Source organism: Paraburkholderia sp. (genome assembly GCF_035656215.1).
GTDB lineage: Bacteria > Pseudomonadota > Gammaproteobacteria > Burkholderiales > Burkholderiaceae > Paraburkholderia.
In genome coordinates, this window is record NZ_DASRSY010000440.1 from 1 (window position 1) to 12,702 (window position 12,702).

The 12,702-nt window shown below is 61.8% G+C and carries 8 protein-coding genes and 1 pseudogene; 6 read left to right on the top strand and 3 right to left on the bottom strand.

Annotated features, from left to right (window positions below):
• The 5 genes and pseudogenes from VFE81_RS25835 to VFE81_RS25855 form a co-directional block, all read left to right on the top strand.
• Positions 1-1,776, top strand: a pseudogene (locus tag VFE81_RS25835) (hemagglutinin repeat-containing protein); the annotation flags it as partial.
• Positions 1,777-2,413: 637 nt separating this feature from the next.
• Entirely contained in the window at positions 2,414-2,719 is a 306-nt protein-coding gene (locus tag VFE81_RS25840; protein WP_325047298.1) for a hypothetical protein, read from the top strand.
• A 4-nt stretch (positions 2,720-2,723) separates the two neighbouring features.
• Positions 2,724-3,383 carry an immunity protein Imm33 domain-containing protein gene (locus VFE81_RS25845; RefSeq protein ID WP_325047299.1) on the top strand — a complete coding sequence of 220 codons (660 nt, stop codon included), beginning with the start codon at positions 2,724-2,726 and terminating at the stop codon, positions 3,381-3,383.
• A 200-nt stretch (positions 3,384-3,583) separates the two neighbouring features.
• Positions 3,584-5,338, top strand: a complete 1,755-nt coding sequence (locus VFE81_RS25850) for a ShlB/FhaC/HecB family hemolysin secretion/activation protein (protein WP_325047300.1) — start codon at positions 3,584-3,586, stop codon at positions 5,336-5,338.
• Positions 5,339-5,349: 11 nt separating this feature from the next.
• The gene (locus VFE81_RS25855; protein WP_325047301.1) at positions 5,350-5,694 is read left to right on the top strand and encodes a hypothetical protein; all 345 of its coding nucleotides are present in this window, start codon (positions 5,350-5,352) and stop codon (positions 5,692-5,694) included.
• A 480-nt stretch (positions 5,695-6,174) separates the two neighbouring features.
• Here the strand turns inward: VFE81_RS25855 and VFE81_RS25860 are convergent, their stop codons facing one another.
• From VFE81_RS25860 to VFE81_RS25870, 3 genes are read right to left on the bottom strand one after another with little or no spacing between them, the layout of a single operon-like run.
• Positions 6,175-7,713 carry an efflux transporter outer membrane subunit gene (locus VFE81_RS25860; RefSeq protein WP_325047302.1) on the bottom strand — a complete coding sequence of 513 codons (1,539 nt, stop codon included), beginning with the start codon at positions 7,711-7,713 and terminating at the stop codon, positions 6,175-6,177.
• Positions 7,714-7,717: 4 nt separating this feature from the next.
• Positions 7,718-10,840, bottom strand: coding sequence for an efflux RND transporter permease subunit (locus VFE81_RS25865; protein ID WP_325047303.1), 3,123 nt, complete (start codon positions 10,838-10,840; stop codon positions 7,718-7,720).
• Positions 10,837-11,991 carry an efflux RND transporter periplasmic adaptor subunit gene (locus tag VFE81_RS25870; RefSeq protein ID WP_325047304.1) on the bottom strand — a complete coding sequence of 385 codons (1,155 nt, stop codon included), beginning with the start codon at positions 11,989-11,991 and terminating at the stop codon, positions 10,837-10,839. Before VFE81_RS25870 ends, VFE81_RS25865 begins: the two co-directional genes overlap by 4 nt.
• 219 nt (positions 11,992-12,210) lie before the next feature.
• Here VFE81_RS25870 and VFE81_RS25875 point away from each other — a divergent pair.
• The coding region (locus VFE81_RS25875; protein ID WP_325047305.1) for a TetR/AcrR family transcriptional regulator at positions 12,211-12,702 on the top strand (492 nt) is incomplete at its 3' end.

Sequence of the window (12,702 nt, forward strand, 5' to 3'; positions counted from 1 at the left end):
GCTGCAGCCGATACCTCACACCAGGCGCAGACGCAGAAGACCAGCAGCAGCGGTCTCACGATTGGGCTTGCGGGGTCGGTGGGCGATGCGATCAACAACGCGTATTCCGAAAGTCAGGCGGCGAAGAATTCCAGCAGTACCGGCAATGACCGCGCCGCCGCCCTACACAGCATTGCGGCGGCGGGTGACGCTGCGCTGACGGGCATCGGTGCGAAGACGCTGGCCGATGGCGGCAAGCCCGACATCGGTATCAAGGTCAGTATCGGTTCGAGCAAGAGCCAGAACCAGTCGTCGGAGGAGCAGACGACGCAGCGTGGCTCCAGCGTGCAGGCAGGCGGCACGGCGGCATTCGTCGCGACGAACGGCGACGTGACTATCGCCGGATCGAACGTGAGCGCGAATGATGTCGTGCTTGCTGCGAAGAACCAGGTGAACGTCATTAACACGACGGACACCGATTCGACGCGTAGCTCGAACAGTTCAAGCAGCGCAAGCGTTGGCGTGCAGTACACGGCAGGCGGCGGCTTTGGTGTCTCGGCGGCAATGGCAAACGCCCATGGCGATGCGAACAGTGACGCGTCGATCCAGAACGCCTCGCACGTCACGGGCGCGAACAGCGTTACAGTGATATCGGGCGGCGATACGAACATCATCGGTTCGCAAATAAATGGCAAGCAGGTCACGGCTGACGTTGGCGGCAATCTGAACATCGCGAGTGTGCAGGACGTGACGAACAGCGCTGCGCATCAGAGCAGCGCGGGCGGTGGCTTCACGATCAGCCAGGGCGGCGGCAATGCGAGTTTCAGTGCGCAGAACGGTCATGCAGATTCGAACTATGCGGGCGTTAATGAGCAGGCCGGGATCAATGCGGGCGATGGCGGTTTCAATGTCAACGTCAAGGGCAACACCGACCTGAAGGGCGCAGTGATTTCCAGCGCGGCGGACGCCTCGAAAAACAGCCTGACGACCGGAACGCTCACGTATAGCGACATTCAGAACCAGTCACATTACGACGCGAACAGCAACGGTATCAGCGCGGGCGTGGGGGTGGGTTCGACGGGTAAGGCGACCGGTCCCGGCTCGGTCAGCGGTCAGCCTGGCGTGTCACCGATGATCTCGCAGAACGAGAGCGACGATTCGAGCGCGACCACACGGAGCGCCATCAGCGCGGGCACGATCAGTATCACTGACGGCGCACATCAGGCTCAGGACGTGGAGAGCCTGAGCCGCGACACGACGGACACGAACGGCACGGTGGCGAAAACGCCAGATGTGAACCGCATCCTGAACCAACAGGCCGACACGATGCAAGCCGCGCAGGCGGCAGGGCAGACGGTTTCGCAAGGCATTGGCGCGTATGCGGATATGAAACGCGACGATGCGGTGACTGCGCTCCAGGCCGCGAAGGATCGGGGAGATACCGAAGGCATGGCCGCTGCGCTGGTTGACTACAACAACTGGCGCGAAGGTGGCGATTCTCGCGCGGAGCTTCACGCGGCTGGCGGCGCGCTGATTGGTGGGCTGGGTGGCGGGAGCGCGTTCAGCACGATTGGCGGCGCTGCTGGAGCGGGTATCTCGTCCATTCTGGCACCACAGACGAAAGAGTTTAGCGACGCCGTTGCGGGCGCGACCGGCTCGTCGCTGATCGGCAACCTGGCCGGGAACATCGCTGCGGGCATGGGTGGCGCGATCATTGGCGGAACGGCCGGCGCGGCGGGCGCGTCGAACGTGAACCTCTACAATCAGGGCAACAACAGGGACGAGGACAAGGCTCATCGCCTTGTTGAGCAGGTAATCGGTGTGGCCCCGGGCACGACCCAGGGACAGTCGATTGGAAATCTGATCGACCAGTTTATCGGGATGGTTAAGGGTGGCGCAGCTGCAAAAATGGCTGAGTCGCCAACCGACCTGATGGCACAAGGCGCGGCAAATGGTATCAATGCCGTCATCGGCGCTAGGGGTGGCGAGCCGCCGACGGCGAGTTCGGGAACGGTGCTGGTGGACTCCGCGACCGGAGGCGCGGCGAACGGTGGGGTCTGGACGCCGGGGTACGTGCCGGGCAATGCGACGTTCAACAAAAATGATGATGCCACGCAGGCAGAAAACGGCGGGCAGTCTGAGGCTTCGCTCCCTATGGGCAGCAAATCAAACCAGTTCAATCAGCCCAAAAATCCGTCATATCAGCCTACCCGGAACGGGGCGGGAAGCGTTGACGGAACAGACTACGCAGGTCATGCTTTTGATCGAATGCAGGACCGGGGGCTGACACCCTCGGTCATTCAGAATGCGATTGATAATGGTATTGCTACACCGAGTCGCGGCGGCACTACTGTTTTCTATGACGCAACAAATAATGTCTCTGTAGTGACCAATAGCGCAGGTAAAGTTGTGACAGTTAAATATGGGAAATGATATGAACGTAGCGAAAATTCTTGCTCAGGCAGAGTCGGCGGCAGACGATCATTTCCAGTACGCACACTTCGTCAACGCAAGCGAACTGCCACAAACTGATTCGGTTGCCTTTCCCACGGACGGGCAACGATCAGCATATGAACAATGCTGGTTTGAACTTGAGATTGTAAATGCCTTGGCACTTGATGAATGGGAGTCTGACGGCAAACCAGCGGTGTGGCTGGAGCCATGGAATCAGCGATACAAGAACGATGCGAAAGAGTTGATTGGAAAACTGAGTGCTTTGCTTCGAGACGACAGGAGTTAAGTGAGTGTCTATTCTCGCAGACATGAAATCGAATTTAGGCACCCCGTTTCAGCACCCTGATATCGTTGTGTCAATGCCATCAGGGCCGGAGTTCGGAGCAAAACCGATACTTTCATATTTCGAAGACGCGGTTCGACAAGGAACTGTTTTCAAAGCCGGCGAAACCGTTCAAATGGGTTGGATGATTCTAATGCTCAAGGCCACCGGAAGCGGCGAGTTGGACGTTTGGGAACCACGGTTCGGAGAGGTTCCGATTGTTTGGGAACGCGGCGCGAGCAGGACATACCGACAACTCATCGTTCAAAAAAGCGTAGCTGAACAGTTGGGCGTCGAGCCTTCGTTTCCCTCGCTTACGCAGTCCGCCGTGGTCTCCCCAAAGTTTGCGGCGTCAAAGAATTTCCAGATGTCGCGGGAATCCCCACAGGGAAGCGATTCGGGATGGCTGTTTGCGACGGAAGCGAGCGAGTCTGGCGACGGGCGTCTGGCATCTTTGTTCGAAATTGCGAGCAAGCGGCCGGAAATAATTCCCTTCCTAGCTTTGCCCGCCGCATCATCGGTTGTGCTGAAGGACGGGCAAGTAAAAATCAGTTATGGCGAGAAGGAAGTCGGATCAGATTCCAACGAACTCTTGCGCAGACTCCCGGCAAGTGACCTTATCGGTTGAAACTAGAAGGCAGAACCCGGCAGGCGATTAAGAAACAGGCGTGGAATCACTTCGAGTGATGCGCTTGAAAGCGCCGACCCCGACCTGCTCGATCTAAACCGGTTGTCCATTTTTTAAAGTCGGCGTCGCGAACAAGTGTCGAGAGCGGTCGCTGTCACGGACGATAGCGGCAACCCAAACAAGCCGTAATCCAAATCATCATGAAAATCCGAAAGAGGCTGGCGGCCCTGCCGCTCACCGCCCTGGTATCGCTCGCGTCGAACGCGCAGCATGCGCCGACGCCAGCCGATGAAGCCGCCGCCGCACGGGCCAACGCCGAGCAGAACCAGCAGATACAGCAACAACGCGACGCACAGCAGCGTGACGCAACCGTGCAGGCACCCGCCGTGCGTTCGACGCTGCCAGAGATCGAGCGCTACCCACTGCTGCCGGTCGAAACGCCATGCTTTCGCATCGGCAGGTTCGCGCTCGATGTTCCCACGACGCTGCCCGATGCGATGCGCAGCAAGGGAGCGTCGGCCCTATCACTGGACCCATTCGCCTTTGCGCGTGAATGGCTTGACCACTACCGGGGGCAGTGCGTTGGCAAGTCCGGCATTGACACGCTGACCAAGGGACTGCAACAGGCGATCCTGAGCCGTGGCTATGTCACGACGCGCGTGCTCGTCCCGCAGCAGGACCTGTCCAGCGGCGCGCTGGCATTTGCGCTCGTTCCCGGTGTCGTGCACCAGCTCCGCTTTGCGGACCCTGACACACGCGGCACCCTGAAATCCGCATTCCCGGTAAGCGATGGCGACCTGCTGGACCTGCGCGATCTTGAACAGGGACTGGAGCAGATGAAGCATGTCGCGTCGCAGGACGTGGACATGAAGATCGAGCCGACCGATACACCGGGTGAAAGCGATGTCGTGGTGAGCGTGAAGCGTTCGAAGCCGTGGAGTTTTGTCGCATCCATCGACAACTCGGGCACGGACGCGACGGGCAAGTGGCAGGGCAACGTCAGCCTGGGCATCGACAATCCGCTCGGACTGAACGACATATTCACGGTCGGCGCGAACCAGGACCTGTCGTTCGGCAACAAGTCGCTCGGCTCGCACGGATTCAACGGCTCGTACTCTGTGCCATGGGGCTACTGGACGGCCACGCTGTCCGGCAACACGAACACCTACTACCAGAACATCGCGGGCGTGAACCAGACGTTCGTGTCCAGCGGCAATTCGCAGTCCGCCGCGCTCAGGCTGGCGCGTGTACTAAGGCGCAGCCAGAGCGATGTATTCGGCGTGGAGTTCCAGCTATCGAAGCGTTTCGGTGAGAGCTTCATTGACGACACCGACATACCGCAGCAGCGGCGCAATAACACGTTCATCGAAGCGGGTCTGACCGACCGGCATTACTTCGGCGCGTCGCAGTTCGACGGCACGCTCGCGTACCGTCAGGGGATCGGCGGGCTTGGCGCGACATCCGACCCGTATCCGGACGGCCCCACCTACCGTTACCACATGGCTGTGCTCGATGCGAACCTGTCGGTGCCGTTCGCGGTCGCCAGCCAGAATTTCCGGTACACGACGACCGTACACGCGCAGTTCACCAATGACACGCTGTTCTATCTGGATGACCTGACCATCGGCAGCCGTTACACCGTGCGCGGCTTCGACGGCGAAACCATGCTGGCGGCAGAGAAGGGCTTTTACTGGCGTAACGAGCTGCAATTACCGATCGGACAGACCGGACAGACGCTGTATGCGGGGATCGACTACGGGCGCGTGTTCGGAGCAAACACGGCGTTTCTCGCCGGTACGCAACTGGCGGGCGCAGTGATCGGCATCCGCGGTGGTCTGCCGTCACGTTTTGTTGGTGTCTCCTATGACCTGTTCGTCGGCACGCCAGTCTACAAACCCAGCGGCTTTCCGACCTCGCGCGTGACGCTCGGCGTGCAGGCCACCGCGCAGTTCTGAGGAACCCTGTTATGTCCAATCACCCCTACAAACGCCGGGGCATGCTGGGAAACCGCAAGCCAGTCACGACCGGGTTCAGCGAACACGGACCCGATGTGCAGGTCCCCGGGTACGGCAGCGGCAAACGGCTGCGCTTTGCCCTGTTCATGGCAGGCGGGAGAACTGCGGGCAGCCACGACCACGAGGCGACCAGTCCCGATAATGAAGCCCGAGCGGAATATGAACGGCATGAGACGCCCAGGCCGGACTGGAAAACGCCTGGACAGCCCCTGGCCGCCGCGCAGCCTGTCGTCGTGACGCGCAAATGGCGCTCGTCCGTGCCGGAGTTGCCCGATTCCGGTAACGGCGAAGAGTGATCCACGACACGGGAGCCCGTACGTTCTGGTTGGGTACGCGCAACCCTCCTATGACCTGTTTGTTGATGACAATCGGAGCGCGGGCCACCGCGCAGTTCTAGCGTGCCGTGGGGGAACGCGAGAAACATCGCCCACCCGGCGTGCACCGCAGCATCGACAACTCACGTGCATGGATTTTAGACAAGTCACTTGTCTTGTCAGTCGGCGTTAAGGGTCGCCGTTAGCTTGAATCTCAAACGAGACACCTGTCTAATATGTAGGACCGTCCTGCTGTGGGGGACGAAGGTTTCGCCGCACCGCAGCGTGTGGGGAAACGCGGGGGAATGGATGTTTGAGGGCGCGAGGGGAACGAAATTTCCCCCACACGCCGCCCGCAAAGCCTTATGCGGCGGGGCTGTTTATCACAGGGTGTGATTTGTCCACAGCTTTATGGACATAAACTGGGGATAAGTCCGCTGCTATAAGTACGGAATCCCAGGTTTAGTTGGATGCGCCCACGTTCGCCGCAGGAACCGCTGGCACTCCCGCCGATGCGGACGCAGACGCGGACACCGTCGCAGACGGTTCCGACTCCAATGGTGGATTTCCCATTGCCTGGAACAAGGCCGCGGTGTCCGTCAGGCGCGCACTTGTGTAGCGGATCTCATCGAGCTGGGCGTTTCGGAACTGCTGCTCGCTCGAGCGCGTCGACGCGATCGGTAATGCGCCCAGCCGGTAGCGCCCCGACGTCTCATCGAAAATTCCCTGCGCGGAGCGCGCTGCTATGTTCGCGGCGTCGAGTGCCTGCGCGTCGTGCTGCAGTGCTGCGAGCGTATCGGCGACGTTCTGGAATGCGGCTAGTACCGTTTGCTTGTACTGCGAAACCGTTGCGTCATATGTGTCGACCGCCGCGCGGCGTTGCGCGAACAGGGCGCCGCCGTGAAACAGCGGTTGTGACAGGGACGCGCCAATACTCCATATCGCCCCCGCGCCGGACAGCGCCACCGGCCAGCTAAAGCCGCCTTGTCCCATCGATGCACTCAGCGAGAGACTCGGGAACATCTGCGCGGTCGCGACGCCGACGTCGGCTGCCGCGGCCTTCAAGGCGGCGTCCGCCGCCTGAATGTCGGGCCGGGAGCGCAGCAACTCGGACGGCACCACCACCGGTACCTGTTCAGGCACATGCAGTTGCGCAAGATCGAGGTCGTCCGGGGCCGCGTCCGGTGTGCGGCCGAGCAGCACCGCCAAAGCGTGGCGTGTCGTCAGCCATTGCTGCTTCAAACCCGGCAAACTTGCAGACAGACTCGCCGCACTTTGTTGCGCGCTCAACTGGTCGGCGTGCGAGACCGCGCCCAATGCGTAGCGCCGTTGCGTGTCGCGCGCCTGATCGTTGGCAATCGTCACGAGACGCTCGGTCGTGTCGATCTGCGCGCGCAATGCCGCGCTCGTGATCGCCGCCGTCACGATGTTGGCAGCCAGTGCCCGGCGCGCGGCATCGAACTGATACGCCTGCACATTTACGCGAGCCGCAAGCGCAGCATCGGCGAGACGCGAGGCGCCGAACAGGTCGAACGTGTAGTGAGCCTGCAATTGACCAACGAAAATGTTGTACAGGAACGTATTCGGACCGGCCTCAGGAATCGCCAGCGCACGGTTGCGGGTGGCCTGGCCGCCCAGGTCGATGGTCGGCAGCAGTGAACTGCCGATTTGCGCGCGCAATTGCTCGCGCGCGGCGGCAAGGCTCTTGTCCGTGGCGGCAAGCGTCGGGCTGTTGCGCAAGCCTTCGTCGACCAATGCGTTCAGCGCGTCCGATTGATACAGCTTCCACCATTCGGGCACGGGCTTTGCGCCGACCACGAATTGCTGGGTGATGCCTTGTGCGGGCACGGTTTGCGTCGGCTGCGCCTCGGCGCCATAGTGAGCCGGTTGCGGCATAGCGGGCGGCTCGCCGTTCGGGCCGAACGAGCAGGCGGCAAGGGCCAGCGCGGCGCCGCTGAGAAGCGTGAGGCGCAGGTGTCGAGGAAATGCAAAGGTAGCCATGATCTCAGTTCCCCGAATGCGTCGTGCCGGACGGCGCCTGCGGCTCGCGCTCGTCGGTGCGTACTCTGAACGACGTGGCGTACAGGGCCGGCAGATAGAACAGCGTGAGGATGGTCGCGCTGGTAATGCCACCCATCAGCGCCGTTGCCATCGGGCCGAAGAAGTTCGAGCGCAACAGCGGAATCAGCGCGAGCACGGCGGCTGCCGCAGTGAGCGTGATTGGCCGGAAGCGTCGCACCGTTGCGCCGACGATCGCGTCGAAGCGCTTATGCCCCGCAGCAATGTCCTGCTCGATCTGATCGACCAGAATCACCGAGTTGCGCATGATGATGCCGAACATGGCGATCACACCGAGCATCGCGACGAAGCCGAATGGCTGGCCGAACAGCAGCAGCGTGATCACCACGCCGATCAGGCCGAGCGGCGCGGTCATCACCACCATCAGCACGCGCGCGAAACTCTGCAACTGGACCATCAGGAGCACCAGCACGGCGATAACCATGATCGGCATCTGTGCGTTGATCGATGTTTGCCCCTTGCCGCTTTCCTCGACTGAACCGCCGATTTCGATCCGGTAGCCGACCGGTAGCGTGCTGCGAATCTGGCTCAGGGCTTTATCGACTGCATGCGTGACGTCGATTCCTTGTGCGCCAGGCGCGACATCGGACTGCACGGTGATGGTGGGTTGCCGGTCGCGTTCCCAGATCACCCCGTATTCGAGGTCGTTACGCAGATGGCCGAGCGTGCCGAGCGGCACAGGGCCGTTCGGCGTCGGCATCGCCAGCGTGACGAGCTGTGCGGGGTCGACGCGTTCCGCTTTTGGCGCGCGCAGATCGACGCTGATCAGCTTGTCGCGCTCACGATACTGCGTGACGGTGTAGCCGGAGAGCGTCATCGCGAGGAAGCTCGAAATGTCGTCGGAAGTCACGCCGAGTTCGCGTGCTTTCTTCTGATCGACTTCGAAGCGCACCGAGCGCTCGGCGGGCTCGTCCCAGTCGAACTGGACGTTGCTGGTGCCGCGGTCGGCACGCATGGTCGCGGCGACGCGCTCGGCGATCGAGCGCACGGTGGCGATATCGTCGCCGCTCACGCGGAACTGGACGGGATAGCCGACTGGCGGGCCATTTTCGAGGCGCGACAGGCGGGTGCGGATCGCCGGAAAGTTGTTGCGCAATTCCGGTTCGAGCCACTGCGCGAGCTTCTCGCGATCTTTCACGGATTTCGCCGTGATGACGAACTGCGCGAAATTCGGTTGCGGCAGTTGCTGATCGAGCGGCAGGTAGAAGCGCGGCGCACCGGTGCCGACGAAATCCACCGTATGATCGATTTCCGGACGGCCCACCAGCACTTTCTCCAGCCGCTCCGCTTGCCGCAACGTCGCTTCGAACGACGCGCCTTCGGGCAAGCGCACATCCACCAGCAACTCGGGACGGTCCGAACTCGGGAAGAATTGCTGTGGCACCAGCGTGAAGCTTGCCATGGCCAGAATGAACAGCACGACGGTGATCGCCAGCACGACGAAACGCCGCTCGATGCACCAACTGATCCAGCCACGCAGCCGCTTGTAAAAGCGGGTGTCGTAGATGTCGTGTTCGTGATCGTCCGCTTCGTGTTCCTGACGTTTGCGCTCCGGCAGCAAGTGATAGCCGAGCAGTGGAATCAGCACCACGGCCGCGAGCCATGACGCGATCAGCGCGATCGCCGACACTTCGAAGATCGAGCGCGTGTATTCGCCGGTGCTCGACTTCGCCAGGGCAATCGGCAGGAAGCCGGACACGGTCACGAGCGTCCCGGTCAGCATCGGAAAGGCGGTACTGGTGTACGCAAAGGCTGCGGCGCGCGTGCGGTTCCAGCCTTGCTCCAGTTTCACCGACATCATTTCGACCGCGATGATCGCGTCGTCGACCAGGAGTCCCAAAGCAAGCACCAGCGTGCCCAACGACACCTTGTGCAGGCCGATGTCGAACAGATACATGCACAGCGCCGTGACGGCGAGCACGACAGGTATCGAGATCACGACCACCATGCCGGTGCGCACGCCCAACGACAGCAGGCTGACCACCAGCACGATCGCAATTGCCTCGGCGACGGCTTCGAGAAAATCGTCGACCGAATGTGCCACCGCGTTCGGCATGCTCGACACTTCGACCAGGTGCAAACCGGTGGGCAGGGAGGCCCGCAGCGTGACCATCTGCAGATCGAGCGCTTTGCCCAGACGAATCACATCGCCACCCGGCTGCATCGTGACGCCGATGCCGAGCACCGCCTTGCCGCCGGTGCGCATTTGCGTGGCGACCGGGTCGTCGTAACCGCGCTTGATGGTCGCAATGTCGCCGAGACGGAACGAGCGGTTGTTGATGCGAATCAGCGTGTCGGCGAGCGCATTCACGTCCTTGAACTGGCCGGTGGGGCGCACGAACACGCGGTCGTCGGTGGTGGTCAGTGTGCCTGCGGGTGAGACACTATTCTGCGAATTGATCGCCTGGCCGAGTTGCTGCGGAGAGATGCCGAGGCGTGTGAGTTGCGTGTTGGCGATCTCGATGTAGATGTGCTGATCCGGATCGCCGAAATAATCGACCTTGCCGACGCCCGGCACACGCAGCAGCACCGTGCGCAACTGGTCGGCGTAATCGTGCAGTTGCGCGGCGGAGAACCCGTCGCCCTCGAGCGTCCAGATGTTCGTGTAGACGTCGCCGAATTCGTCGTTGAAGAATGGGCCCTGAATGCCTGGCGGCAAGGTCGCCGCGATATCGCCGACTTTCTTGCGCACCTGATACCAGGTTTCGGGCACGTCCTTGACCGGTGCGGAGTCCTTCATCGAGAAGAACATCAGCGATTCGCCGGGGCGCGAGTAGCTGCGTACGAAATCGATCGCGGGCGTTTCCTGCAATTTCCGGCCGATGCGGTCGGTGACCTGTTCCTGCACCTGGCGCGCGGTCGCACCGGGCCAGAAGGTACGGATCACCATGACGCGGAACGTGAAGGGCGGATCTTCAGATTGGGCGAGACGGGTATAGGCGAGGATGCCGAAAGCGGTCGACAGCGCGATCAGGAAGACCACCAGCGCCTGATGGCGCAGCGCCCATGCGGACAGGTTGAAGTGTCCTTCTTCATGCGTGGTGCTCATGAAGCGAAGTCCTCGGGATGCAGCGGCGGGATCACGTGGACTTTTTCGCCGGCGGTCACGGTGTGTACGCCTTGCAGCACGACGCGTTCGCCGTCCTTGAGCCCCTGGCCGATCACGATCGTGCGCTCGTTATAGCGGGTGATCGTTACGCGGCGCAGTTCCAGGGCGTTATCGGCAGTACGCACGACCCACACGGCCGGCTGTGTGCCGTCATGGAACAGGGCGGTGGCAGGCACGGTGAAAGCATTGCCCTGATCCGCAGAATTCGAAAAGGAAGGCGCGGAGAGCGCGATGTCGGCGGTCATGCCGAGGCGCACGTCCGGGCCGGGATTGTCGAGTGTGAGCTTGGCGCGGTATGTGCGGCTTTGCGGATCGGCGGCGGGCGACAGTTCGCGCACGCGCGCGTTGAAGCTGCGGCCCGGCAGCGCGGCTAACGTGACCTTCGCGGTCTGCCCGACCGAAAGCGCGGCTAGCGCGCTTTCCGGCACGTCACAGACCACGTCGATATCGCCGCTCCATGCGAGGTTGTAGACGGCTTGACCCGCGGACACATTCTGGCCGGTGTCGGCCTGTTCGGCGGTGATCACACCGGCGTGGTCGGCAATGAGCGTGGTGTACTGCAACTGGTCTTTCGATAACGCTGCCTGCTGCGCGGCCTGGTCGTGCTGCGCGGCGGCTGACGCGTAGGCGTTGGTGGTCTGTTCGAGCTGCGCGGGCGCGATCAGGTTTTCTTTGGCCTGCGCCTGGTCACGATCGAGTTGCTGCTTCGCATACACGAGACTGTGTTGCGCGGCTTCGAGTTGAGCCTGCGCGCTGGCGGCATTCTTCTGCGCATCCGCCGGATCGAGCCGGGCGAGTACCTGCCCGTTCTTCACCACGTCGCCCAAACGGACCCGCCGCTCGACGATTTTGCCGCCGACGCGAAACGATAGTGGCGTGGAATAGCGCGCCTGCACTTCGCCTGGCAACGATGCCGCAGCCATTGCGCTGCCGTCCGCATGCACGGCGACGGCGACCACCGGACGCGGTGCGGGAGCGGCTACTTCTTTCTTCGAGCACGCGGCGAGTGTGACGAGACCGGCGAGAGCGAGGGCGAATGCTGCGCGGCGCAAGTGCGCGGGACGGGCATGCCGATGGAACTGCTGGCGCATCGCAGACGATGCGGGAGAACCGGGACGTTTCACAATTACCCCAACTGGAGACAGCGAACGAACACGGCAAGCCGCAGCGGCCCGCCAGCGAAGACCCGCGGCCGAAAACATGCAATCGGCATACGCGTCTGACTTCGAATGATTGGATGCATTCTAATGCACACATGTATTTGAATGTTGTAGTGAATTGGAATTCTTTTCGGTGCTAGACTTGCGCCCATGAAACGGCAACGACTTACACGCGAGCAGAGCAAAGACCAGACGCGTCTGCGTCTGCTCGACGCTGCGCAAGCGATTTTTATGAAAAAAGGCTTTGTCGCGGCGAGTGTCGAAGACATCGCCGCGGCGGCGGGTTATACACGCGGCGCGTTTTATTCGAACTTCCGTAGCAAGAACGAGTTGTTCCTCGAGCTACTGCGGCGAGACCACGAGGCCATGCAGGCGGGCTTGCATGCCATCTTCGAAGACGCGATTTCGCGCGAGGAAATGGAAGAGCGCGTGCTGCGCTACTACAGCAACCTGCATCGCGAGAACAAGTGCTTCCTGCTGTGGGTGGAGGCGAAGCTGCTAGCCGTGCGCGACGGCCGCTTCCGCATACGCTTTAACGCGTTCTTGCACGAAAAGCTCGAACAGCTGAGCGCGTACATCCGCGAGTTTTCGACGCGGGTCGGCACGCCGCTGCCGTTGCCGGCGGAGACACTGGCGATGGGT

What these genes read in the sequence shown, in the direction of transcription:
- VFE81_RS25870 (WP_325047304.1), bottom strand. Translation starts at nt 11,991, where the DNA reads ATGCGCCAGCAGTTCCATCGGCATGCCCGTCCCGCGCACTTGCGCCGC.
- VFE81_RS25855 (WP_325047301.1), top strand. Translation starts at nt 5,350, where the DNA reads ATGTCCAATCACCCCTACAAACGCCGGGGCATGCTGGGAAACCGCAAG.
- VFE81_RS25840 (WP_325047298.1), top strand. Translation starts at nt 2,414, where the DNA reads ATGAACGTAGCGAAAATTCTTGCTCAGGCAGAGTCGGCGGCAGACGAT.
- VFE81_RS25865 (WP_325047303.1), bottom strand. Translation starts at nt 10,840, where the DNA reads ATGAGCACCACGCATGAAGAAGGACACTTCAACCTGTCCGCATGGGCG.
- VFE81_RS25860 (WP_325047302.1), bottom strand. Translation starts at nt 7,713, where the DNA reads ATGGCTACCTTTGCATTTCCTCGACACCTGCGCCTCACGCTTCTCAGC.
- VFE81_RS25850 (WP_325047300.1), top strand. Translation starts at nt 3,584, where the DNA reads ATGAAAATCCGAAAGAGGCTGGCGGCCCTGCCGCTCACCGCCCTGGTA.